This window comes from Roseateles microcysteis (genome assembly GCF_036880965.1).
In the GTDB taxonomy this organism is placed as follows: domain Bacteria; phylum Pseudomonadota; class Gammaproteobacteria; order Burkholderiales; family Burkholderiaceae_C; genus JAUASW01.
The window spans coordinates 478,842-501,906 of the sequence record NZ_JBAJMV010000003.1; the positions used below are offsets into that span (position 1 = coordinate 478,842).

The following is a 23,065-nucleotide window of genomic DNA, read 5'->3' on the forward strand; positions in this document are numbered from 1 at the left end:
CGGAGCGGGCGCCCGTTCAAGGCCTTGTCTTGATCAGCACATCGACGCCCTGCGCATCCGAGGCGGCCTCGGGCGTGTGCTCGATCTCGCCGCCCGTCAGCCGCACCTCTCGGGCATTGACCCTCGCATAGATCACCTCGCGTTTACCTCACCCCGCAACTCGGGGGTGCGAAACCGGCAGCGCACGACTCTCAGTGGACAGGCAAGCCGCACGCAACGGCCGGCAGCCGTTACATGGAGAAAAGTGAGCATGAAGCTGTTTCTGAAACGCGCTGGATTCCTGTTGCTGATGGCGGTGATGGGCGTGCTCAGCCTGCTCGTTCACCTGACCGGCTACCCCTTCGCCTGGCGCTTCCATGCAGACCAGGCCTATTGGTTGCCACTGGCCTATGGCCTGGACCTGCTGTGCGTGATCGCGGTTCTCGCCCTGGTGTTCTGGGGCTTGCGGAGCTTCCTGTTCGGCCGTGGGCGCCCCTGGCTGGCCTGGCTTTCTATCTCCGCCTGGGCCGTGGTTTGGGTGAGCTACACCTGGCACGAGCTCGGCGCAAAGACGCCGTTCTGGGGTCTGCGCCTGTACGTCGGCGCATCGGCCCTGCATCAGAAAGTGGCGGATCTGCAGCAACGCAGCGACTCGCCTGACGTCATCAAAGCCTTGCCCGAGGCACAACGCCAGGCGGTCTGCGGCAATGCAGTGCTGAAGAAGGAATCGCGCATCGCGGCCGAGCTCGAGGGCCTTCCAATGGCCATGTATTTCCCGGCGGACATGGCCGACAAGGGGCTCTTTGACGCCGATTCCTGCCCGGCGGAACGGGTGCAGCAGTACAAGAAGATCGTCAGCCTGGAGGCGCAGCTCAAGGCCTCGCTGGATCAAGATGTCGGGGACCTCTTGACAGTGGCTGCGCAGCTTGCGCTCTTGGGGCACCCCGATGCCCTTGTCCAGATGTACGAGCTGCACAAGAAATACCCGAACGACCCCATTGCACAGGAAATTGCGCTCAAAGAGTTCCAACTGCGCCTGCACACCAACGGCCAGGTGCAGGACCATCAGTGGGAAGAAATGCCAGGCCAGTCCAGCGCCAAGGTCAAGACGACCTCCGTGAATCCTCGCATCTGGCGTCGTGGCAAGGAAACGGATGGCGATACATGGAACTTCTGGGTCAGATTGGATCTGGCCGACGGCGACGTTCTCCAGAACCTGTGGGTCGCCGACTGCAAGAACCGAACGCTCCAGCTGGCCCTCTACATAGCCCGCAGCGCACAGGGAAAAGTCACGCTGGAACCAGTCTCCAGAGAAGCAGAGAAAGTCACACCTGGCACCTCGGGCGAGGACTGGTTGAACAAGGTCTGCTCGGGCAAGGACAAGCAGGTCCGGCTGCCCGACGAAGTCGCCAAGCAGAAGATCGGCGGTTGAAACCGCGGGACTGTCTCAGCCGCCGAGGTCTGCCTGCTGGTGAGTCGAGAGCGAAAGGGTCAAGGGAAAACCCTGAATTCATGGCACTGATCTTCCAAGGCCCCATCCCCTCGAAGCACCACTTGGTCCGTGGCCCCGCGTCGGTGCGAACCATTTCAACTGGAATAGGACGGACACCAACCCATGCCTCCCTTCAAGATCCTGCTGCTCTCTGCCACCGTTGGCGCCTTGACAGTCCTGAGCGGCTGCGGCAGCCCCGAGCTGCGGACCAGCAGCGGCACGCCCGTCAAGCAGCCCTTGGTGATACCAGGCAACAACCGCGAACTGACCGAGCTCTGCGACTTCGAAGCCCTGGGCTGGGTCGGCCGTGACGCGCAGGCCCAGGCGCGGTACTCGTGCCGAAAGCATGTGGGCGCCGCCATCGGGCAGCGCCGGCAGGAGTGCCTGCGCGCCCTGCGGGGCAAGAGCAGCAACGAGATCGACCAGTGCGTTCGGATCAACCAGGATTTCAAGCAATCCATGGCCCTGGCCCACCAGTACCGCGAGTTCGGGCAGATCAAGACCGATGAGGACAGGCGCCAGTTCATTGCCCGCCATGCGCAGCAGGACGGCCTCAAGCTCGTGGACGAAGTGCGTCTGCAACTGGCCCGCAGCTGCGGCGCCGGGGTCGCCCTGGACGGCCCGGCACAGGCAGCCACCGCCTGGCTGGACAGCTTCGGCATGCTCGGCCCCGAGCATTGCACCGCCCAGCGCCAGCTGGCCCAGCGCGTGCTCCGGCGCCAGGCCTTGCGGGAGGCCGCAGGGGATCACGACAAGCTGATGCGCATGCTGGTCACGCATGCCGGCCCCGACCCGGACGGCTACCTCGCACAGGCACGCAACGAGGCCACCAGCCTGTGGCTGCAGCAAGAGCGCAGCGCCCTGGCCGGCGTTGCCAGCTGGCGGGCGGCGGAGGAATTTCTTGCGCGCTTCGGGGCGGACCCTCGCAGCCAGCTGCAGGCCCAAGGGCAGGCGCGCCGCGATGAGTTGCGCCGGAGCGAACTGCAACAGCTGCGGGACCTGCCCTTGCTGGAGCTTCGTCGACGCCTGGCGCGCGACGGAGCCGGCGCCCCCGCAGCCTGGACCCAGGCGGCCCAGGCGGTGCTTGCGGATCGGGCCCCGAAGGAGGAGCAGGCGCTGTTGAGCAGCTTGTCCGCCGAAGGCCTGCGGCGCTTTCTCAAGGAACACAGCGTCGACGCCATAGCGCCCGAGGCGCAGGCCACCGCACAGGGCATGGCCGCGGCCCTGGCCCTGCTGCGCCAGCAGCTCGGCGAACAGATTGCCAAGGGCAGCGATGCCGAGCGCGAGGCACTGCTGGTGGACCCTCATGCCACGCCCGAGCTGCGCAAGCTCGCCAGCCAGCGCCTGACGCAGGACTACCTGCAGCGCCGCGAGTTCGGCCCGGTGCACCGCCTGTACCAGCTGACCCAGGACGTGAGCCTGTTGCAGGCAGGCCAGGGCTTCGCCAGGTCCGCGCCGGAGCGCTTGCTGCTGGAACAGGCCGCCGTCGAATGGCTCAAGTCTCCGGGGCGCCTGTTCGAAGTGAGTGGCGAGTTCGAAGGCAACTCCCCAGCGGGCGACATGCAACGCAATGCCGGCTTCTTCGCCAACTTCACGGCCACGGCGAACCAGCGCCTGAAGGGCCTGCTGCGTATCAAGCCGCAGGCCCAAAGCCCCTTGCGACTTCGACAAGGCCACTACGAGGCCTCCGTCAGGATCAGCTGGCGCGTCGATCGCAAGCGCAGCGTGCGCTCGTCCGTGCTGGGCAGCCGTGACGAGGACGCGCCCGCCAGCGGCAGCCAGACGGTGAAGGTCCGTTTGTCGCCGCCCCACTACCAGGCCAGCCTGCCCTTCGACCTGGGCGTGCATTCACTTGGCTACTTCCAAAGCGGATCGATGGGCGGCTACACCGCGATCCAGCTGACCGGCGAGCCCGTGGCCACGCTGGAAGTCGTGTCGCTAAAGGCGGTTAACTAACGGCCCACCCTCAACTCCGCATCCGTGCATCAACGCCTGAAAGCTCCATCCATGACACTCTTGCAGCACCGCCCTTCATTGCAGCTCCGGGCCGCGGGCCTGATGTGCCTGATGGTGCTCACTTGCAGCCTCGCATCGGCACAGGGGACGGCCGACAAGCCCCTGGACTTCGACGATCTGGCTCGCGCCGGGCTCAACCCCAGCACCACTTTCCGTGCCCAGGGGGTGAGCACGCGGGTCAACGAACTGGTCGACGGATTCGGCCGCGGGCACAACGTCGAAAGAGAGGCTCGCAGCAGCAGCGGCAACACATCAAGTCCCTCGTCTTCCTCGGGGTCCTCCTCGTCCACCAGCGCCGGCAAAGGCAGTGCGCCGAAGACCTTCGTCTGCACGATCTACTGCAACAGCGCTAGCGGCCCCCGCATCGAACGCGAATTCAAGGGGCCGGACCGCGAGACCGTGGCCCGGATGATTGACGAGAACGCCGACCAGATTTGCCGAGGCACGGGCTTCAGCAAGGCGTCCGGATCGCGGTTCAACCCCTCGCAGTGCCGCGCCAGGTGAGCGCGCCTCAACCCGCCAGTCCCACGTAGACCTCCTGCACATCGTCATGCCCGTCGATGGCGGCCAGAAAGGCTTCGACTTCTTCCAGCTCGGCGGCGCCCAGCGTCACCGGGTTCTTCGGCCGGAAGCCAAGCTTGGCGGAATCGACATTGAAGCCCTGCGCCGGCAGGGCGCGGCAGACCAGGTCCAGGTCGGCCGGGTCGGTGATGAAGAGCGCGCCTTCGTCATTGACCTCGAAGTCCTGCGCGCCGGCCTCGATGGCAGCCATTTCGGCATCGGCACCTGCGGTAGCCGGCGACCCTTCGATCAGGCCGACATGGTCGAAGTCCCATGACACCGATCCGCTGGCGCCCAGCTGGCCCTTGCGGAACAGCACGCGCATCTCGGAGACGGTGCGGTTGACGTTGTCGGTCAGGCATTCCACGATCACCGGCACGCGGTGGGGCGTGAAGCCCTCGTAGGTCACCCGCTCGAAGTTCACCGCCTCGCCCAAGAGGCCCGCGCCCTTCTTGATGGCGCGCTCCAGCGTATCGCGCGGCATCGAGGCCTTCTTGGCCTGTTCCACCACCATGCGCAGCCGCGCATTCATGTCGGGGTCGGCGCCATTGCGCGCCGCCTGCATGATTTCCTTCGACAACTTGGTGAACACCCGGCCCTTGGCGTTTGCCGCGATGTCCTTGTGCTTGGCTTTCCACTGTGCGCCCATGAGAGGTACTCCATTGCTTCTTTATGGCGGCGGGTTATACACCTTGCGCCCCACCAGATCACTCCTGACCTGGCCCCGTCAGCGCCGCGGCAACACGAGCAGCCTCAGGCCCCCCTTTGGCGGCAAGGCGGTTTCCAGCTCGGCAAGGCGGGCCACGACCCGTCCATCGCAGGGTGAGGCGCACCGGATGTCCAGCGACCATCCGCCCGCTTCGGTCGCCGCCTGCATGTCCACCTGCGCGCCCCAGCCGCGCAGCTGCGCGGCCAGCCGTTGTGCATCGGCCTGCGGTGTCGTGCTGCGCCACTGTGCTTCGCCTCCGTCTGCGCCCCGCCACTGCGGGTCTGGCGCCGGCTGCCAATGGAGGGCCAGGCCCACCGCCAGCGCGAGGCTGGCGGCCGCAGCACCCCAGCGCCACCGCGCATCGTTGGCAGCGCGGGCGGGTCGGGCGCGGGCGCGCTGCTCGACGTCTGCCCACCCCTCGGCAGGTGCGTCGAACTCAGGCAGGCGATCCAGGCCGGCGCGCAGGCGCCGCCCCTCAGCGAAAGCCTCAGTCTCCTGACCGCCCGCTGGGGCACCCGCGACACCGTGCAGCCAGTCCTGGCCTTGCTGATCGGAGGATTCAACAGCCATTGCAGTCCTCCAGAAACGGTTGCAACTTCACACGACACTCAGACAGATAGACCGTGGTGGCCCGCTCGCTGCGGCCCAGCAACTCGGCGAGCTCCGCGTGCGCCCAGCCCGCGACGTAGGCCAGGAAGACCGCCTGGGCCCGCTCGGGATGGGCTGCAGCGAAACGCGCAAAGCCTCGTCGGACGCAGTCCCCGACAAGGCTCAGATGCGGGCTCTCGGCAAAGATCAGGTCCTCCACCGCATCGACGTCCGCCACGCGGTCCAGCGGTCGACGGCGCCGCTTCTCGGCCAGCAGCACTCGATGCCCGATGGCCCACAGCCAGGTGGACAGTTGCGCGCCCCCCCGAAAACCGTCGAGCCCGCGCAAGGCCTGGACGAAGCTCTCCTGCGCCAGCTCGTGGCACAAGGCTTCGTGGCAACCGCAGGCGGAAAAATAGCGCGCAAGACGCGGGTACCACTTCGGATACAAGGCCGCGAGATCGGCGGCCGTGGGCAGCTCGCGGGCCACCCCGCCGTCCATCGGTCTCCCAGGGTTTAGCGCAGCAGCAGCATCGGTATCGGTCGGTATCATCGCGCAGCGTTTCAGAGGGCAGTCAAGGCCCCATCAAGGAATGAGGAGGCTTGGGTTGACGAGGCGGGCAGTTCAAAAGCGCATCTTGGGCTGGCGCCATGTGCACACCGTGCTACTGCTCACGGCCGGTGCAACTGTAGCCGCTGCTGCAGGCCCGTCTGCCAATGCAAGTACCGATCTGCAGGCCATGAGCGAGGCCGCCACCCGCATGCGGGCAAGGCCAGGCGACGCCAACGCATGCGTGCAGGCGCTGGCGCCTGTGGAGACCCTGGCTGCTCGGCGCGCGAACGACGAACAGGCCGCGTGGTTGCTGCTGGCATTGCATGGCTGCCGCGCGATGCAGCTGAAGACCCAGCCTGATGCGGCCGCCCAGCTGCGCCGTCTGGGCAATGGTCTCCTCAGCGCAGAAGGCGCCAACCCACTGCCGGCTGAACTTCGCATGCGGCTGGTGGCCACCCTGTGGCTGCATCTGCGGGCCGTCACGACGGCCGACGAGGCCGCGGCTTGGCTGGGCCAGCGGGTGCTTGCGCCCGCGATGGCGCGAATCCAGGCCGGCGATCGCCCTGCCGAGCTTGCCCTGGCCCATCTGATCGAGTCGTTCTACGGCCACCAGCCCTTGCTTCCTGACATGGAGGCCCTGAACGGACAGCTGCTCCAGCAGCTGGACCACTCGGCGGCCCCCATGCTGGCCATGGCACGTGTGCTGTCGGTGGCCTATCGCCGGGCCGACCGGCCCGAACGAGCCCTCGCGCTGATCGAGCCGGCCTACCATCGGGCAGCCAAGGCCTGGCCGGGTACCGACCTGCTGGCCTGGATCGAAAGCGAAAGGGCCTTGGTGCTCGATCACACGGGGCGCGTGCAGGAAGCTGCGGAGTCGCAGCAGCGCGTTGCCGACTACTGGGCCATCCGCCAGCCGCGCCACTGGATGCGTGGCGCCCGAGCCGAGTACAACCTGGCCAGCCAGCAGCTCTCGCTGGGCCGGTATGAGGCCGTGATGCGGCACGCCGACCGGGCCGAGGCCTGGGCCCTCGACGCCGGCTTGCTGGCGGACCAGGTCCGCACGGAAAACATCACGGCTCGCGTTTCCAGGGCCGTTGCGATGCTCCGCCTGGGTCGTCCGCAGGCCTTGCAGGCCTTGCGCGAAGTTCTGATGGAACTGGACGCCAGCGATTTCTTCCTGCAGTCCCAGGCACTGGAAGAGTTTTTCGTGGCTGCCGAGCAGCAGGACGACCAGGACATGATCGCTTGGGGCCGCCAGGCATTGCAACGATTCCTGGACCACTGGACCGCGCCCCTGCAATCAGACCGAGGGCTGGCGCACCTGCTGCAGGCTCGGCGCGAGCCGGCACGGGCTGAAACCGCGCGTTTGCAAGCCGTCGCACTGGGCAGCATGGGGCGAGATCATGCGGTCGAGGCCCTGGCCCTGGTGGAAGCCGCGGCCGCCCGTACAGACACCGCGCCGCACGTGGCGATCGCCATGTACAAGCGCATGTGCCGCGCGCTGCACCGCGCCCGTGCGGACATGTCCTCCAGCGAGCTGATCCGCGCCAGCATGAGTCGGTACGAGCCGCACCTGCGCCGGCTCATCGCCTTGCTGCTCGACCAGGGGCGACTCACGGAAGCCGACCAGACCCTGGCTTTCCTGCAGGAGGAGGCCCTGTACGAACCAGGTCGCAGACAGTCGGTCATGCGAGGACCACCCTCACTCAACCCGGCCGAACGCCGCTGGGACCAGGCCGTCGATCAGGCTGGAGCAGCGCTCCTGAAGCAGGCCCTGGCGCTCGAACCCGAGATTGACCGCCTGACGGCTCAACAACCTGCGGGCAGCGTCCGCTTGGCGGCAGCGGACGAGGCGCTCACGCAGGCAACACAGCGCATCGCTGCAGCCACCGACCAGCTGCGAGCCGAAGGCCGCGGTCGGGCGCCACCGGTCGACGAGCCGCAAGATCGGCTGAGGGCGGGTCAGGCACAGCTCAGCTACATCGTCAGCGAGCAGCGGACCGATGTGCTGCTGCGTTCAGCATCGGGCGCGACACGTCGCATTCAGCTGCCCCTGTCGCGAGCCCAACTGGCGCGGCAGATCCAGGAGTTCCGCCGATCCCTGGAGCGGCCGGACAGCACACTTGAAGACGTGCTCCGACAGGCCCAAGTCCTGCATCGCCAGCTGCTGGCGCCGCTGCTCCGGCATCTGCCGGCCGATGTTCGGGAGCTGCAATTGCGCAGCGATGGCGTGCTGCGCTACCTGCCGTTCGCTGCGCTGCACGACGGCCGCAACTTCCTCGCGGAGCGCCTGTCGCTGAGCCAGCGCAGCCCGGGCGTTGTCAGCCCCGGCGAGCTCAACCACGGAGCGCCACTCGGGCTCGGTCATGCCGCCGCCCTCGGCCGCGGCGGCGCGCTGCCGGCCGTCTCCCGCGAGATCGACTCATTGCGGCGCTGGCCGGGCGCCACGCTGCGGCTGGACGCCGCCTTCGATGCTGAGGCCTTGCGCGCGGGCCTGGCCGCGCGGCCGGCCTTCGTGCACCTGGCCAGCCATTTCAATCTCGACCCGGCCGGCGATGCGGCCACCTACCTGCAACTCGGCAATGGCCAGGTCCTGAGCCTCAGCGAGCTGGCCCGCCTGCCGTGGCGTGGCGTCAGGCTGGCCCTGCTGTCCGCCTGCGAGACCGGCCTGCCCGACCATGACGGGCGTGGTGCCAGCAGCCTGGCCGGCGCCCTGAGGCTGGCCGGCGTTCAGCAGGTCATGGCCACCCATTGGCGGATTGCCGACACAGCCGCCGCCGACTGGGTCACCGCCTTCTACGCCGGGCTGGCCGATACCGACCTCCGGCAGGCGCACCCCAGCGCCACGTGGCTCGCTGCAGCGCAGCGCCGCTGGCTGGATGCGCACCGAGGCAGCGCTCTCGAACATCCGCACTACTGGGCGGCCTATACATGGTTCGACTGATGATGCGCCTGAAGATTCGCCCGGTGGTTCGCCTGGTGGTTCGCCTGGGCATGGCGCTGGCTTGCCTGGACGCCAGCGCGGCCGACCATGCCCTGCTGGTCGGCGTGAGCCGCTACCCCGCACTGCCCAGGACCCTGTGGCTGGAGGGCCCGGCCAACGATGTGCGCCTGATGCGGGAGGCGTTGCATGCCCGCGGCTTTGACCCGCGCCTGGTGCGCAGCCTCAGTGACGCGCCGACCCGCGCGGACATCCTGGGCGCCATGGCGGGCGTGCTGGACCAGGTGCGCCCCGGTGATCGCGTGGTCTTCCATTACGCAGGCCACGGCAGCCAGCAGCCGCAGCCCAGCCATCCACGTCACCCCGAGCCGGACGGTCTTGACGAGGTGCTGCTGCCCGCGGACGCGGGCCGATGGCAAGGCGCCGGTCAGATCGAGGCCATCCCCAATGCCATCGTCGACGACGAGATCGGCGACTGGATCGATGCCCTTGTCGACAAGGGCGCCACGGTCTGGGCTTTCTTCGACACCTGCCATGCCGCGGGCATGGCGCGTGGTGCGGTCAAGCCGCTCAGCCGCGCAGTGGCGCCAGCTGACCTGGGCCTGCCCCGGGAAGCCCAACCACGCGCCACACGCAGCCTGGGCGGCCCCCGCCTCGACGGCCGCGTGCTCGTCTTCGCCGGCCGCAGCCACGAGCGCGTGGCCGAGGAATGGCTGCCACGCGGTGCCGGCTTCGCTGCCTCGCGGCGCCATGGCGTGTTCAGCTGGCACGTGGCGGCGCTGTTGCGTGAGCAGGGGCTGGGCGATGCTGGTTCGCTGATGGAAGCGCTGCAGCGGCGCTATGCCAGCGAAGGGCGAACGAAGCCGGTGCCCATATTCGCCGGTGGAGCGATTACGGGTAAGCACTGAGGGAACGGGGCTGATATCGAGGCGGTGACTGGCACCAAAGCAGGGTGCCACTCGCCAGACCGCTGAAAGCTCCCATGACGACTCCCCTCCCCTGGCCGCGCCGGCTGCGCTGCCTCGCCACATCGCTGCTCCTGCTTTGCACCAGCGGGCTCGCCCTGGCCGATGCAGAAACGCTGCTGCCCGACGGGCGCAGGATCGTGCTGACCAACAAGACCTGCTCCAGCTGCCCCAACCCGGCGATCAAGCTCGTCGATGCCAACGGCAAGCTGCTGGCCAATCTGCCGGCCAAGGAAAAGGAACTGGTGCTGTCCACCCTTGCGCTGGAGAACGGTCGCTACTTCGTCACCGCGACGACCGGTGGTGAGGGCATGGTCCGGGTTTACGACCTGGAGAAAAAGCTCATGTCCAGCTCGGAGCAGCCCTTTGGATCGCCGCAAACCTGGGGCCTGCTCTACGAGCTCGGCGGCAACGAGTTCGCGGTGGTGTCCGGTGCGCAGTACACCTACCTCAAGGATGCTGGCAATCGGACCCGGCTGGTCATCTTCAGCATCAACGACGGAAAACTGAAGGAGCTCAGCCGCTTGACTCTGGAAACGCGATCCCTTGAGTGGTTGGCCCGGACGAGCGCAGGCACGCTCATGGCGATAGAGGAGGGAAGCCGGCTGGCCGAGTATGAATCTGGCGGCAAGCTGCGGCGTGCCGTGCAGTTCGACAAGCACGCCAAGATCCAGGACCTGCGACTTCTCAGCGGTGGTTCCGTAGAGGCGTTGATGCTGGTCGGATCCAACTTCATGGCCGTCAAACTCGAAGACGGGCGGATCAGCTACTCGCCATTGCATGAGGCTGATCAGAGGCTGTCTGCCAGCACAAGAAGGTCCGCCCAGTCCGCATACTGGTCGGCCAATTCGCTGCGTTTGCGTTTTGCCGACAAGGGTTCCGGTGAAATTCAGTTGCAGACCCCAAAGCCCATCGCCGAGCTGTCGTCTCCACTGCAATGGGAGGCCCTTACCACCCTCGCCGATACCGCTGGCCTGACCTACAAGGCAGCCGAAGTGACCGTCGATGGACCGGTGGTGTCCGCAAAGCTTGGACGCTATAGCCGCAGGGGCTGGCCCGTCATCAACCGTCTCTTGATCTATTCCAACGGCCCCGTGTATGAGGGCGAGGTAGAAGCCGATCCTTCACAAGCAAACATCCTCGGCCTCCCCTACAGCATCAGCAGCGGGCGTGGCCGCATGGTCTGGCCCAACGGCCACCAATACTCGGGCGATTGGCTCGAAGGCGAACGCACCGGGCGCGGTCTGTACAGTTGGCCGGACGGGGACTACTTCGATGGTCACTGGGTCGACAACAACCGCAAAGGTTATGGTGAGTCCGTCTACGCCGACGGGCGTGTGAACAGGGGCCTCTGGTCGGGAAACAACCTGACCACCCGCTGCACAAGTGACGAGGAATGCGCGAAGCTCAACGGGGGGGTCCCGTTCCAGCGTGCAGCTCCGCCAGCCAGGGTGACCGAATCGACGGAGGATGCCGTTCGCCGCTGCGCCAAGGCGGAGGTCTCGAACATACATCCAGGCGCCAACGGCAGCGCTGACTTCTACGGCGAGTGCAACATCGCCGGCTTTGCCACCACCGGCATCGTCGTCACCCGCCACAAAGGCATCCCCGTAGACATCGCCTGCCTGAAAGACTCCAAGCCCACCGAGAAATCGAACACCGAAGCCTTTGTGCCTTGTGAGAAGTACTGGGCCTTCGTGCCCGACTACTGCCAGAAGGACGACTACCGGGGTCAATGCAAGGATGCTCAACCCCATGGCGTCGGGTTTCGGACAGGCAGACGGGGTGGCAGCAAGCCCAGCATGGGCTCAGGCACCATGGGGGCGCTGCTCAGTGCCTTTGCGCCGGTCACCAACTACACGATCTACATCGAGTCCGGCATGTTCCGTGAGGGCAAGCTGCAGGGCTACGGCACTGCGAAATCTGCCAGCGGATGCGGCGCTGCCGGCTGCTCGGGCGAGCGGGTCAACGACATCGGCTGGTTCAAGCAGGGCAGCAAGGCCTTTGAATGCACCACCTATGCCGACTGCATTCCCAAGCTGTCCGGCAAAGACCTGTCGAGTGAACGCCAGGCCTGGCTGAGCGCGAGCGCGGCGGCCGGCAGCGCGGCCGGCAGCGATGCCACCAAGACCTTTGAGGCCGCTTTGAGTGCCTACCAGGCCAAGGGCAACAAGGACGACCTCAAACGCGCTCAGGCACTGGCGGCATCGCCCGCCGAGCGCGCACGGCTCGAGTACACACTCATGCAGCTCGCCGGCTTCGACAAGGTGCTCACCCTGTCCTCCCGTGTCGAGGGCAGCGGCAAGTCTGCTGGCACGGAAGACGCCGAGAGGCTGCTGGGCTTCTTCAGGTCGGTGTCCAGCTCCATCCCGGTCAAGTTCAGCTGGTCGCTGGCACCGGAGACGGCCCTGCTGCCGCTCAAGCAGGGGCGCTACGCCGTCACGCTCAAGGTAGGTCTGAAAGTCGACAAGACCCATCGGACCTGCTTGGGCGCAGCCTGCTCCGACCGTGTTGGGACCGTGCCCTACGTGCGGGAAGTCCAAGTCGTCCTCGACACCACGAACGGCTACCGCGCCAAGGGGAGCTTCGAACTGAGCCTCGACGGTGCCCGCACCTCGGCGCTGTTCGGCACCGAATCAGGCGAGGCCATCAGCGGCTTTGCCGGCGTGGCCTCGATCGAGTCGGTGAAGCTGCTGCCATGAGAGTGCTGCTCGCGATCGCGGTGCTGGGCAGCCTGTCCGTGCTGGCACGCGCGCAGGACATCGACAAGTTGCTGGACGCCCAGAACAAGCCGGCGAAGACGACGAGCACGGTCGACGCCAGCGTGAACAAGACAGCCAATGAGTCAGCCCAGGCGGTGGCCAAGCGGCATGCCGAACTCGAACAGCGCCGCCGTGAGATGGCGGCGGCGGCCGCAGCCGACAAGGCCTATGAAGACCGCAGCAGCGCAGACTGGACTGTGCTCGGCGAGAAGAAGGGCGGTGGCCTGGCGCACTGGTACCAGAAGGAAGTGCGCGTGCGCTGCAACTTTGGACGCAAGGCCAGGGAGGAGTTCTCAGTCCACCTGCTGAACTCGGGCCGGTGGCAGTCCAGTACCGGCCCGGTCACCAAGAGCCTGGCGGAGTCGGCGCAATGGGAGTGCCGGAGTTCACGATGATGAGGTCGACGCAATGACACGTGGGATACAGATTCGAAGTGTGATGGTGTGGATCGCGGGTCTGCTGACGGCTTGCGCAGGCGCCCCGCCGCCGCCGACACAACCACCAACACGTACCACCACAACCGCGCCGGTTCAGACTGCCGCAAGCGTGCCCCCAGCACCTGTGGCGGGTTTGCTCAATTCCGACCGTGTGATCGTTGGTGAAGGCGATTGCCGCACGCTGCGCCACGCCGTGTACCAGCGCAACGGCTTTGTGGAGATCGAGATCGACAGGCCCTACTCGGGACGCTGCGGCTTCACCGACCTGGCCTTGGTAATCGACGACATTGCCGTCCCTGGTCCCGCAGCCGTGTCTGCATCGATCAAGACCAACGACCAGGGCGTTCGCTACTGGGCCGACAGGCGAGGCACCCTGTTCTTCAAGTACGGCAAGCCGCTGGATCCGTCATTGCTGAAGGAGCGCGCGCGCTTCGGTTTGGCGCAGCCCGTGTGCGGATGGGGCGAGCGCTGTCTCACCGATGCAGGCCTGCTGCTCGCCAAGATCGACGTTGGGCAGTTGCTACAGGAAGGGGCCATCCGCGCGGCGTTGGAGTCTGACGATGACGCATCGCTATTGAAGACCTACAGCGCCACCAAGGATCCGCGCGTGCTGGAGGCACTGCTGCGGCGGACCGGGCAGGAGAACACGGTCGAGCGTGCGTTGTCCATCCATGGCGTCGAGTCATCGCCAAAGGCGCTTGCCTTGGCACAACGGCTGGCGCTCGAGGGGCGTCGCGTCGACTCGCTGCTGAAAGTCCATGCCATCAACAAGCGCCGCGAGCTGCTGAGCGTTGCGCATGATGCAGCCACCACAGACGCAGAGCGGGCCCAGGTGGAACTGCTTGTGATGCAGTCTCTGCAGGACAAGCTGTTCGACTTCAAGGCGACTCTGGCCGGCACTGGGCGCGTCGACGCCAACGACAGCAATGTGGTCATCGCCCGCGTCGTCGAGACCAAGCTTCGCGCCCTGCTCAGCTTCAGCGGTCAGCTCCGCACCGACATCTATGCGCCGCGCTTCGACTACGCGGTCGATGGCGTGCTCATCCTGGTGGCCCACGGCGTTCAAAGCGGCGAGCGAAATTGCGGCTTCCTGTGGGGCGACAAATGCGAAATCAAGGACGAACCCACGAGTCGCAGCTTCGAGTACCCCGTCTCGCTCGTCTTCAGCCGCAACGGCCAGTACCGGGTCAGCGGCAGCCGCGACATCGAGTGGAAGTCGATCTCCGGCGGCTCGGGTGCCGCCAGTGGGCTGCTGATGGGCGGCACACGCGTCTTCAAGGCCGATGGACGGTTCGACATGCAGTTTCAAGTGAAGTCCTTGAAACCGCTGTAAGCGCCGCCAACGGACATCCCATGGAAAGGAAATCACTTTGAGGACGACTCTCACCGCGGCAATCACGCTGCTTGTGACTGCTTTGCCCGCCTCGTCGGCCTGGGCTCAGAGCTACCAGATCGGCAGCAACGTGCAATGCCAGGAGCAAACGCAGGGCTGGTTCCGGCACAGCGGCTCCTGCAACCAGGCCGGTCAGCTGCAGGGCCATGGCATCGCGTCGATGGGCGACATGCTGCTCATCGGCGAGTTCGCCAACGGCTTGCCGGATGGACCGCAGCACGTGTTCCATGTACGCAAGCCCAAGGAAGATCTGGGGCAACAGATCAACAGCACGGTGGAGTCGGCTCAGCGTGTCATCAGCCGAGCGAATGGCAAGCCCTTCGATAGACGAGGCCTGGCCTGCCTGGTCAACTTTCGCGATGGGCAGCCCGCCGACAACACGATCGCCTGCAATGGCGTCGTCGCCAAGGCGCGCGCAGGTATGGTCAGGATGGTGAAGGTCAATGGGCGCGTGCGCCTGGAGATGGATGAGGCTGACATCGCCGGACAGTCCTACAAGTGGACCGCGCGCACGCTGGCCTATGACGAGAACGGGGCTGTCGATCTCAGGGTGTCCGGCCACCATGTCGACGTGACCGGGACCTCCCAGTACCGGCATGACCCCTTCAGTCTGTCTGGAACAGCACAGGCGGCCAGCCTGGGTGTGGTGCATTTCAAGAGCGGCTTCAACGAATTCATCCGCGCCACTTTCAATCTCAAGGCAGTGAATGGCACCCTGGTCTCCCCGCAACGACGCCAGGATTGGCCCCACCATGCAACGACGCCGACCCTCTCGGTGGCCGGCCGCTTCGACTTCCAGATGGAGAACACCTCGGCTGCCGTGCTGTTGAACTCGGTCCGGCCGGACAAGACATCGACCAGGCCGCTCACCAGCGACTACATCTATCGCCTCCAGACACCCGCAGGGAACTTCATGGCCGCCTTCTACGAGCATCGTGAGCAATGGCGACAGTCTCCCGTCCACTATTTCAAGTCCGATTCGCTCGAGTTCGATGCCAGCGGCTATGAGCTCTGCCTGCGTCAGATCTACTCCAACAGCTCACGGGAGGCTGAGCCGCTGGGCACCGCCTTCATCAGCACCGAGCAGATCAGCGGCCGGGACTATTCGACCTATGAGATCGGCTTCGTCCCACGCTGCGGCAAGGTCACCGACAAGTCCGGAAGAAGCTTCGCTGGCTTGTTCGACAAACAGGGACGGCCTCTGCCGAACTGACATGAACACCTACAAGTACATCGCCTGCTTCGCCCTGCTGTATGTATTCGTCAGCGTCTCTGGCCAGGCCAATCCCGTCGATGACGCCTACCGCAAGGCAGACGCCCGCTCGGGCAACAAGGTCGAACTGAGCGTCGCTGCATCAGTCCGCAGCGACATCGCGCGGGCCCGGAGCGCACTGGGCGCCCAGGTGGACGAAACGGACCGGCGCAACAAGCAGCGTCAGGCAGAGCAGGCGGCCGCAGGCCCCAGCAGCACCAACAGCAACCCTTCAACAGCAGCCACGGGCAGCGCTTGGAAGATCGTCAGGCAGTACGAAGGCGGCTTCTCGGAGTTCGGCTTCGACACGCGGCACACCATCTTCGTGGTCCGCTGTCGCAGCGGCGCCGAGCACAAGCTGTACCGCGACAAGAACGGCAAGTGGGGCAGCGTGGGAGCTGGGTTCAACAACTCGGCAGCGTCCCTGGAAATGGCAGCGAGTCAGAAATGCAACTAGCAGCGGCGCATCGCTGAACTTGTCCAGTCTCCGTTGCCCATTGAACTCAGGCCCCGTCAGCAACATTCGAAGGACTCGTGAACCCATGAAAGCCGTCACCACTTTGCTTGCCGCGTTGATCACACTGACCTCTTCCGTCTTCGCGCAGGGTATCAAGCTCGAAGCCAAGAGAGACCGGTTCTCCTTGAAGCCAGACAAGCAGGTTGGCGCCGTCGTTGTCGACCATCAACAGAAGCTGGAATGGATGTCTTGCTTCGTTGGGCAAGAGTTGCGTCAGGACCAATGCACGGGCACGCCACAGCGCATGAACTGGTTTGATGCCGAGGCAGTCTCAAAGCAGTCAGGCAACGGCTGGCGGCTGCCGGGTCGGGAGGAGCTGATGTCGATCATGGCCAGGCAATCCTGGCATGAGCGCCTGACGCATTTGAGCCCGCACTTCCACGGCCAGAGCTCCAAGGTGTTCGTGTACTGGACCGCGTCCAGAGTCACGAACATGACCAACATGCACTGGGTCGTCAGCGGCAAGGAGGACCTGGAGAACCTGACAGGGAATCGCGGCCGCTTTGACCTCATCGGCAAGGACGAAGAGGAGTACGAGGTCCGGCTGGTCAGGAATGCGAAGTAAACGCCAGGCCCGAGAGGTCCGATTCGATAGGCCTGATGTTCCCGCGCGTGGCCCCTCTCAGCAAAGGGTGACGCAGCGGCAGCCGCTGGCGATGCGCCCAACCGTGCTTTCTCCTTTGCACTGAGGGAGGGCGATGTGCTGGTCGGCGCAGAGGTTCCTGAACCCAGCTCGGTGGCCCTGACTGGCATTGGGGCACTGGGGCTGTTGCTTGCGATGGCGAGGCGGCGAATGAGGTCGAACGCCGGCCCGCACTCTGCGGCATCGGGGTCTCGGCGCGCTCAGGCGCGTCGTTCCCGGCTCCGTCCATGAACATGCAAGGCCCTGCACCCCTGCCAACGCCCAGCCGGCCCGCAATCACTTCCAGTCGCTCAATCCGTAGCGCGTCAGCAGGCGTGCCAACTGGCCGCTGCGGCGCTGCTCCTGCAGCGCATGGTCGAGCCTTTCGGCCAGTTGCCGGGCCTGGGGATGGCGCGGGCTGAAGCCCACGTAGACCGGACCTGCCGCCTGGCAGCCCGCCTGGCGCACCTTGGCTCCAAGGCCCAGCTGGAGCAAGACATGCTGCATCACCTGCGCATCCTCGACCACGGCATCGAGCCGGCCCAGCGCCAGATTGCGGGCATTGACCTCAGCGGGCCGGGCACCGCCTGTCACGCGGATCCGGTCCTTGTAGGCGGGGTTCTGCAGCCATGCACCGATGGGCCCGTCGTACTCGTAGCCGGCCACGATACCCACCGACTTCAAACGGTCCAGATCCTGGCGGCGCAAGCTCCGCACAGACGAGGTCGTGGCAACGAACAGGCAGTCCGCCGCCATGCCGGCAGGCTCCCGACCCACCACCAACCCGAAGCGCTCTACCCCGGACGAGGTGACCACCAGGGCCACGTCAGCGCGGCCGTCGGCGGTTTCCGCCAATGCCCGTTCCCAGGGCACGACGCGGTAGTCGAGTGCATTGCCGGGCGGCAGTGCTGCCTGCAGCAGCTCGATCACATAGCCAGGCCGCGGGCTGCCGGGTTCGCAGTTGTAGGGGCACCAGGGATCGGCCAGCACGCGCAGCCTGACCTCCTCCGCCAACACCGGGGGAGCGAACCAACACATCGCACTGGCCAGTGCCCACCCCAAGCTGCGTCGCAAGTGAACTCCTGCAGAAACGGCCCCGCGAGCACCGCACGGCCGGATCCAGACATTCTTGGTATTGACTTGCCGTCGCACAAGCGGGCGAGCCCCTACTCGGTGATACCCCTCAGGTCTCGGCCGGCGACAATGCCGCCATGAGCCCCGCCGCGCCCCGCTCCCGCCTGTCCCTCTACCTCGACCTGATCCGCTGGGACCGCCCGGCCGGCTGGCTGCTGCTGCTGTGGCCCACCCTCGCCAGCCTGTGGATTGCCGCCGACGGCTGGCCCGGCTGGCACCTGCTCGCCGTGTTCACGCTCGGCACCATCCTGATGCGCTCGGCCGGCTGCTGCGTCAACGACGTGGCCGACCGCGACTTCGACAAGCATGTGAAGCGCACCGCCAACCGGCCGGTCACCAGCGGCGCTGTGTCGGTCAAGGAGGCGCTGCTGCTGGGGGCAGGCCTTGCGCTGTTGGCCTTCGGCCTGGTGCTGACGACCAATGCCACAACCATCATGCTGTCGTTCGCGGCGCTGGCCGTGGCCCTGGTCTACCCCTACGCCAAGCGCGTGGTGGCGATGCCGCAGGCGGTGCTGGGTGTGGCCTTCAGCTTTGGCATCCCGATGGCCTTCTCGGCCTCCCTCGGCGGCACCAGCTTCAGCCTGGAGGCGCTCAACGCCGCCGTGCCGCTGTCGGCCTGGGCGCTCCTGGTGGCCAACCTGTTCTGGGTGCTGGCCTATGACACCGAATACGCGATGGTGGACCGGGACGACGACATCCGCATCGGCATCAAGACCTCGGCGCTGACGCTGGGCCGCTTCGATGTGATCGGTGTAATGGCCTTCTACCTGATCTACCTCGCCGCCTGGACCTGGCTCGGCCTGCGCTTCGGCCTCGGCAAGTACTTCATCGCCGGCGTCGTCGTTGCGGCCGCCCAGGTGGCGTGGCACTACTCGCTGATACGCGAACGCTCGCGCGAAGGCTGCTTCAAGGCCTTCCGGCAAAACCACTGGCTGGGGTTCGCGGTGTTCGTGGGGACGGTGGTGGACCTGGCGCTGCGCTGAGCGCTCAGGGCAGGGCTTCGTAGCTCAGGCGCGAAAACCTCACCTGGCCCTGCCCCGCCGCAAACAGCGCCGGGCGCAGGCTCATGAAGCCGCCCGCCACGTTGTGGTGGTAGCCCGAAACGTCCATCTGCGTGCCGAACTTGTGCCAGGTCTTGCCAGCGTCGGCGCTGCTGTGGATCGTCATCACATGGCGCTGGTTGGTGACGCGCAGGCGCAGCTTCATTCCCATGCCGGCCGGCTTGGCGCTGGTGCGGATTTCCTGGCCGTAGCGGTAGAGCACGATGCCGCGCTCATTGATGCCGACGCCGGCAAAGAGCTTGTCGTTGTAGAACAGCAGCGCGCCGCCTTGGGCGGCCTCGTCGATGTCGAGGTCGACCTCGAAGCGATAGGCGGTGTCGCCGGTGATGAAGCTGAGTGGCGAGCTGTCGGCCGGTGACTTGCCCTTGGCGCTGAGCGCCATCACGCCATCGCCATGGCTCAGGCGCTGGCGTTCGTTGGCGCCCGCGGCGAAGAAGCTCCATTGCAGGCCGAAGCGGTCGGTCTTGAAGTCGTCCGACAGCGCCAGGCCATGCGGCGGCCGCTCGCTCTTGCCATCGGGTTTGGCGATGGGCTGGCCGATGTCCTGATTGCTCGCCTTGAACCAGCCGTCAGCCGTCCATTCGATGGGTTGCAGCAGCGTCTGCCGGCCCAGCGTGTGGAAGCCGTTTTCATAGCCGTGCAGCACCATGTACCAGGTGCCCGGCTTCGGCCCTTCGACCAGGGTCGCGTGCCCCTTGGACCACCACTTCTCCGCCGCTGTCACCGTGCGCGTGATCGGGTTGTAGGGCGAGTTCTCCCATGGGCCGTGGATGGACCTGGAGCGGGCCGAGACGACCATGTGGCTGGTCGGCGGGCCGGCGGTGCCGCCCAGCGCCAGCGTCATGTAGAAGTACCCGCCGCGCCGCATCATCTTGGGTCCTTCCTGCGAGTAGCTCTCCACGTCCCATTCGGGCGGGTACTGCCAGCCCTCATAGACCTTCTCGAGCGGGCCTTCCACCTTCATGCCGTCGTCGCTGAGCTTCAGGCGGCCGCCTCCGGAGACGAAAAGATAGCGCTTGCCGTCTTCGCCGACGATGTGGCCGGGGTCGATGCGGTCGTTGCCGAGTGGCACCGGTGGGGTCCACGGCCCATCGATGCTGGCCGCGCTCATCACGTAGATGTTGTTGTTGCCGGGCTTCTTGGCCGGCACGTAGAGGTAGTAGCGGCCGGCATGCTTGGTGAGCTCGGGCGCCCAGACGCTGCCGATATAGTCCTTCAAGGCGCTGACCCGCGGCGTCCAGTTCACCAGGTCGCGCGAGTGCCAGATCGTGAGGCCGGGGTAGGTCTCGAAACTGGAGTGCACCATCCAGTAGTCGTCGCCGTCCTTCAGGATGCTGGGGTCGGGCCGGTCGCCGGCGAGGATGGGGTTCAGGTAGCGGCCGTCGCCAAGGTCGGCGCGGCGCTGGCCTTCGATGCCGCGCGCGTTGTCGAGGCAGGGCCGCAGATAGGCATTGCCCAGCACCGTGGCACAACCCTCGGAGATCTGCGCGGCGCTAGGGCAAGCAAAGGCCGCCAGCAGCCCGACTTGGATCAGGCGCCGCAACGCGGGCGCCCACTCAAGCGGCACCCATGGAACTGGCTTTGCCAGGCCATTGGGTGCGCCCCCTTGAGGGGGAGCGCCACAGGCGCAACGGGGGTGGGTCATCTGAACAAGGACGCCCAGCCCGCCTTGGGACTCATGTCGACGAGGTTCCACTGCGCCGCGTCGAAGGCCCGCCGGGTCGGTGCATAGAACTTGCCATGCGGATAGCCATGCGCGTTCTGCAATTCCGAATCGATGATCTGGCCGCGGCCCTCGGCCACGTCGGACAGCAGCTTGAAGTCGATGGGGTCGCGGTCCCAGGGCCGCGCACCCACCGCCAGCGGCAGCTCGGCTTCCAGGGTGGCCACCGGATGGATGCGGATGTCGGGCGGCAGGTAGGGCTTGTCGGCCTTGAGGATGCGCGCCGTGCCGGCCGTGTAGACGCCGGTCTGCGCCACCGGCTTGCCGACCTCGTCGACAGCGAGGTTGTCCTGCAGGAAAAGCTCCACGTCGCCATGACCGCCCAGCGCGAACAGCGGCGTGTTGGGGCGCGTGTCAGGCCCCTGCCGGTAGGCGTTGCCGATCAAGGTCACCTTGCCCGGCTGGAAGGGCCGGCCGGCCCACTCATGGGCCACCAGGTTGTAGTGCACCGCCTTGCCGCCGGGGTTGTAGATCAGGTTGTTGACCATGGCCGCATGCACGCCGCCCTTGAACAGCGCATTGCGCTCCATGTTCGAGGCGTAGATGTTGGCGTAGAGCAGGATGCCGGTGGCGTTGTCGTGGATCAGGCTGCCCTTGGAATGCTCGCCCTTCTCATGCACCGAGTTGGCGAGGCCCTCGTAGATCAGGTTGTGGCTGTAGGTGATCTGGTGCGAGGTGTTGCGGCGCCAGTCGTCCGGCTGGTCGCCGCCGTTGAAGCGCGGGCCGCCGACCGAGAGGTTCTCATCGGTCGCCCAGGAGAAGCTGCAATGGTCCACGATCACTTGGGCTGCCGCGCCTTGCGTGGAGATGCCGTCCTGGTCGGCCCCGCCCTTCTTGGGCCGGCCGAACTCGCCGGGCCGGAACATCAGGTGCTGGATGATGACCTGGCTGGCGCGGATATTGGTCTCGCCCTTGATCACGGTGATGCCCGGCCGCGGTGCCGTCTGGCCCGCGATGGTGATGAAGGGATGGCGTATCAGCAGCTCCCGGCCCTGCATGTCGATCACGCCGCCGACCTCGAAGACGACGATGCGCGGGCCCTCGGCCTCGACCGCCTCCCGCAGCGAACCCGGGCCGGACTCGGCCAGCGTCGTCACCTTGATGATGCGGCCGCCCCTGCCGCCCTGGGTGCCGACGGCCCAGCCGCTTACATCGAAGCTGGCCGCATTGATGGCAACGCCAGGCACCTGGGCTTGCGCGGGAGCCAGCACTAACATCGCTGCGACAGCAAGCAAGCCTTGGATCCTCTGCGTCATATCGCCACCCCCATGAAACCACTCATGATTCTGAAACGCTGTTTCGGTATTCTGATTCATGCCCCGGAACTTTCGAAACGGTAGTGACCCTGAGGGCGCGGAGACCATCATGAAGATCCCCAAGACCAGCGCCCTGATGCTGGCCCTGCTCGCCGGCCTGAGCAGCCTGGGCGGCGTCGTCCAGGCCCAGACCCTGCGCGCCGCCGACATCCACAACAGCGACGACTACCCGACGGTGGTGGCGGTCAAGCGCATGGGCGAGTTGCTTGCCCAGCGGACCGGCGGCCGTCTGAAGATCAAGGTCTTCAACAAGGGGGCGCTCGGCACCGAGAAGGAGAGCATCGACCAGGTCAAGGTCGGTGCGCTGGACATCGCCCGGGTCAACGTGAGCCCGATGAATGCGATCTGCGCCAAGACCCTGGTGCCCACCATGCCCTTTCTGTTCCGCTCGGTGGAGCACATGCGCCGCGCGCTGGACAGCGCGGCCGGCGACGAGATCCTGCGCAGCTGCGAGCCGCAGGGCTTCGTGGGCCTGGCCTTCTATGACAGCGGCGCCCGCTCCATCTATGCCAAGAAGCCGATCAAGACCGTGGCGGACGCCAAGGGCCTGAAGATCCGCGTGCCGCAGTCCGACCTCTGGGTGGCCATCGTCAGCGCCATGGGCGCCAACGCCACGCCGATGCCGCTCGGCGAGGTCTACACCGGCCTCAAGACCGGCCTGATCGATGCGGCCGAAAACAACGTGCCCTCCTTCGATGGCTACAAGCACTACGAGGCGGTGAAGTACTACTCGCGCACCGAGCATTCGATGGCGCCCGAGATGCTCCTGATGAGCAAGCGCTCGTTCGACAAGCTCAGCCCCGCCGACCAGGCCCTGGTGCGCGCCGCGGCCAAGGAATCGGTCGCCTTCCAGCGCCAGAAGTGGGATGAGCAGGAGGCCAGGTCGCTGGCGCTCGTGAAGTCCAAGGGCGCCGACGTGGTGGACGTGGACAAGGCCTCGTTCCAGGCGCAGATGGCGCCGGTCTATGCGAAGTTCATGAACACGCCGGACCTGCAGCGCCTGGTCAAGTCCTTGCAGGACGTGAAATGAGCGAGCCTGATCAG

The 23,065-nt window shown here is 66.2% G+C and carries 20 protein-coding genes; 14 read left to right on the top strand and 6 right to left on the bottom strand.

Annotated features, from left to right (window positions below; translation table 11 throughout):
• Positions 1-76: 76 nt before the first annotated feature.
• The 3 genes from V3596_RS11230 to V3596_RS11240 all read left to right on the top strand — a co-directional run bounded on the left by V3596_RS11230 (position 77) and on the right by V3596_RS11240 (position 3,991).
• Entirely contained in the window at positions 77-1,411 is a 1,335-nt protein-coding gene (locus V3596_RS11230; protein WP_334277822.1) for a hypothetical protein, read from the top strand.
• Between the two features lie 183 nt (positions 1,412-1,594).
• Positions 1,595-3,427, top strand: a complete 1,833-nt coding sequence (locus V3596_RS11235; protein WP_334277823.1) for a hypothetical protein — start codon at positions 1,595-1,597, stop codon at positions 3,425-3,427.
• Positions 3,428-3,478: 51 nt separating this feature from the next.
• Positions 3,479-3,991: a hypothetical protein gene (locus V3596_RS11240; RefSeq protein WP_334277824.1), complete on the top strand. Its 513-nt coding sequence runs from the start codon at positions 3,479-3,481 to the stop codon at positions 3,989-3,991.
• 7 nt (positions 3,992-3,998) lie between these two features.
• Here V3596_RS11240 and V3596_RS11245 read toward each other — a convergent pair whose 3' ends face one another.
• The 3 genes from V3596_RS11245 to V3596_RS11255 form a co-directional block, all read right to left on the bottom strand.
• On the bottom strand, positions 3,999-4,697 hold the full coding sequence (locus V3596_RS11245; RefSeq protein ID WP_334277826.1) for a YebC/PmpR family DNA-binding transcriptional regulator: 699 nt from the start codon (positions 4,695-4,697) through the stop codon (positions 3,999-4,001).
• Positions 4,698-4,775: 78 nt separating this feature from the next.
• Positions 4,776-5,327, bottom strand: coding sequence for a hypothetical protein (locus V3596_RS11250; protein ID WP_334277827.1), 552 nt, complete (start codon positions 5,325-5,327; stop codon positions 4,776-4,778).
• Positions 5,317-5,847 carry an RNA polymerase sigma factor gene (locus V3596_RS11255; protein WP_334277828.1) on the bottom strand — a complete coding sequence of 177 codons (531 nt, stop codon included), beginning with the start codon at positions 5,845-5,847 and terminating at the stop codon, positions 5,317-5,319. The genes V3596_RS11250 and V3596_RS11255 overlap by 11 nt, the downstream gene beginning before the upstream one ends.
• A 238-nt stretch (positions 5,848-6,085) precedes the next feature.
• Here V3596_RS11255 and V3596_RS11260 point away from each other — a divergent pair, with 238 nt between their 5' ends.
• The 9 genes from V3596_RS11260 to V3596_RS21755 all read left to right on the top strand — a co-directional run bounded on the left by V3596_RS11260 (position 6,086) and on the right by V3596_RS21755 (position 17,039).
• Positions 6,086-8,842: a CHAT domain-containing protein gene (locus V3596_RS11260; protein WP_334277829.1), complete on the top strand. Its 2,757-nt coding sequence runs from the start codon at positions 6,086-6,088 to the stop codon at positions 8,840-8,842.
• A 2-nt stretch (positions 8,843-8,844) separates the two neighbouring features.
• The gene (locus V3596_RS11265) at positions 8,845-9,747 is read left to right on the top strand and encodes a caspase family protein (protein WP_334277830.1); all 903 of its coding nucleotides are present in this window, start codon (positions 8,845-8,847) and stop codon (positions 9,745-9,747) included.
• Between the two features lie 74 nt (positions 9,748-9,821).
• Positions 9,822-12,506, top strand: a complete 2,685-nt coding sequence (locus tag V3596_RS11270; RefSeq protein ID WP_334277831.1) for an MORN repeat-containing protein — start codon at positions 9,822-9,824, stop codon at positions 12,504-12,506.
• Complete coding sequence (locus tag V3596_RS11275) at positions 12,503-12,961, top strand: hypothetical protein (protein WP_282829225.1); 459 nt, start codon at positions 12,503-12,505, stop codon at positions 12,959-12,961. The genes V3596_RS11270 and V3596_RS11275 overlap by 4 nt, the downstream gene beginning before the upstream one ends.
• 151 nt (positions 12,962-13,112) lie before the next feature.
• Positions 13,113-14,336: a hypothetical protein gene (locus V3596_RS11280; protein ID WP_334277833.1), complete on the top strand. Its 1,224-nt coding sequence runs from the start codon at positions 13,113-13,115 to the stop codon at positions 14,334-14,336.
• Positions 14,337-14,409: 73 nt separating this feature from the next.
• Entirely contained in the window at positions 14,410-15,609 is a 1,200-nt protein-coding gene (locus V3596_RS11285) for a hypothetical protein (protein ID WP_334277834.1), read from the top strand.
• Position 15,610: 1 nt separating this feature from the next.
• A complete protein-coding gene (locus V3596_RS11290) occupies positions 15,611-16,105 on the top strand; it encodes a hypothetical protein (RefSeq protein ID WP_334277835.1) in 495 nt (164 codons plus the stop codon).
• Between the two features lie 85 nt (positions 16,106-16,190).
• Positions 16,191-16,730 carry an Lcl domain-containing protein gene (locus V3596_RS11295; protein ID WP_334277836.1) on the top strand — a complete coding sequence of 180 codons (540 nt, stop codon included), beginning with the start codon at positions 16,191-16,193 and terminating at the stop codon, positions 16,728-16,730.
• 135 nt (positions 16,731-16,865) lie between these two features.
• Complete coding sequence (locus V3596_RS21755; RefSeq protein WP_395384769.1) at positions 16,866-17,039, top strand: PEP-CTERM sorting domain-containing protein; 174 nt, start codon at positions 16,866-16,868, stop codon at positions 17,037-17,039.
• 45 nt (positions 17,040-17,084) lie between these two features.
• On the opposite strand, the gene V3596_RS11300 is transcribed toward V3596_RS21755, so the two are convergent.
• Positions 17,085-17,777, bottom strand: coding sequence for a substrate-binding periplasmic protein (locus V3596_RS11300; protein ID WP_334277837.1), 693 nt, complete (start codon positions 17,775-17,777; stop codon positions 17,085-17,087).
• A gap of 221 nt (positions 17,778-17,998) precedes the next feature.
• Here V3596_RS11300 and ubiA point away from each other — a divergent pair, with 221 nt between their 5' ends.
• Positions 17,999-18,904, top strand: a complete 906-nt coding sequence (ubiA, locus tag V3596_RS11305) for a 4-hydroxybenzoate octaprenyltransferase (protein WP_334277838.1) — start codon at positions 17,999-18,001, stop codon at positions 18,902-18,904.
• Positions 18,905-18,908: 4 nt separating this feature from the next.
• On the opposite strand, the gene V3596_RS11310 is transcribed toward ubiA, so the two are convergent.
• Complete coding sequence (locus V3596_RS11310) at positions 18,909-20,525, bottom strand: family 43 glycosylhydrolase (protein WP_334277839.1); 1,617 nt, start codon at positions 20,523-20,525, stop codon at positions 18,909-18,911.
• 98 nt (positions 20,526-20,623) lie between these two features.
• Positions 20,624-21,922 (bottom strand): pectate lyase family protein, encoded by a 1,299-nt coding sequence (locus V3596_RS11315; RefSeq protein WP_334277840.1) that lies wholly within the window; start codon positions 21,920-21,922, stop codon positions 20,624-20,626.
• Positions 21,923-22,070: 148 nt separating this feature from the next.
• Between V3596_RS11315 and V3596_RS11320 the strand changes: the two genes are divergently transcribed.
• The gene (locus V3596_RS11320; RefSeq protein ID WP_334277841.1) at positions 22,071-23,051 is read left to right on the top strand and encodes a TRAP transporter substrate-binding protein; all 981 of its coding nucleotides are present in this window, start codon (positions 22,071-22,073) and stop codon (positions 23,049-23,051) included.
• Positions 23,052-23,065 lie beyond the last annotated feature (14 nt).

Coding starts and splice junctions, on each gene's coding strand:
- V3596_RS11315 (WP_334277840.1), bottom strand. CDS start 21,922: ATGTTAGTGCTGGCTCCCGCGCAAGCCCAGGTGCCTGGCGTTGCCATC.
- ubiA (WP_334277838.1), top strand. CDS start 17,999: ATGAGCCCCGCCGCGCCCCGCTCCCGCCTGTCCCTCTACCTCGACCTG.
- V3596_RS11250 (WP_334277827.1), bottom strand. CDS start 5,327: ATGGCTGTTGAATCCTCCGATCAGCAAGGCCAGGACTGGCTGCACGGT.
- V3596_RS11295 (WP_334277836.1), top strand. CDS start 16,191: ATGAAAGCCGTCACCACTTTGCTTGCCGCGTTGATCACACTGACCTCT.
- V3596_RS11245 (WP_334277826.1), bottom strand. CDS start 4,697: ATGGGCGCACAGTGGAAAGCCAAGCACAAGGACATCGCGGCAAACGCC.
- V3596_RS11255 (WP_334277828.1), bottom strand. CDS start 5,847: ATGGACGGCGGGGTGGCCCGCGAGCTGCCCACGGCCGCCGATCTCGCG.
- V3596_RS11270 (WP_334277831.1), top strand. CDS start 9,822: ATGACGACTCCCCTCCCCTGGCCGCGCCGGCTGCGCTGCCTCGCCACA.
- V3596_RS11265 (WP_334277830.1), top strand. CDS start 8,845: ATGCGCCTGAAGATTCGCCCGGTGGTTCGCCTGGTGGTTCGCCTGGGC.
- V3596_RS11240 (WP_334277824.1), top strand. CDS start 3,479: ATGACACTCTTGCAGCACCGCCCTTCATTGCAGCTCCGGGCCGCGGGC.
- V3596_RS11275 (WP_282829225.1), top strand. CDS start 12,503: ATGAGAGTGCTGCTCGCGATCGCGGTGCTGGGCAGCCTGTCCGTGCTG.
- V3596_RS11260 (WP_334277829.1), top strand. CDS start 6,086: ATGAGCGAGGCCGCCACCCGCATGCGGGCAAGGCCAGGCGACGCCAAC.
- V3596_RS11235 (WP_334277823.1), top strand. CDS start 1,595: ATGCCTCCCTTCAAGATCCTGCTGCTCTCTGCCACCGTTGGCGCCTTG.
- V3596_RS11290 (WP_334277835.1), top strand. CDS start 15,611: ATGAACACCTACAAGTACATCGCCTGCTTCGCCCTGCTGTATGTATTC.
- V3596_RS11320 (WP_334277841.1), top strand. CDS start 22,071: ATGAAGATCCCCAAGACCAGCGCCCTGATGCTGGCCCTGCTCGCCGGC.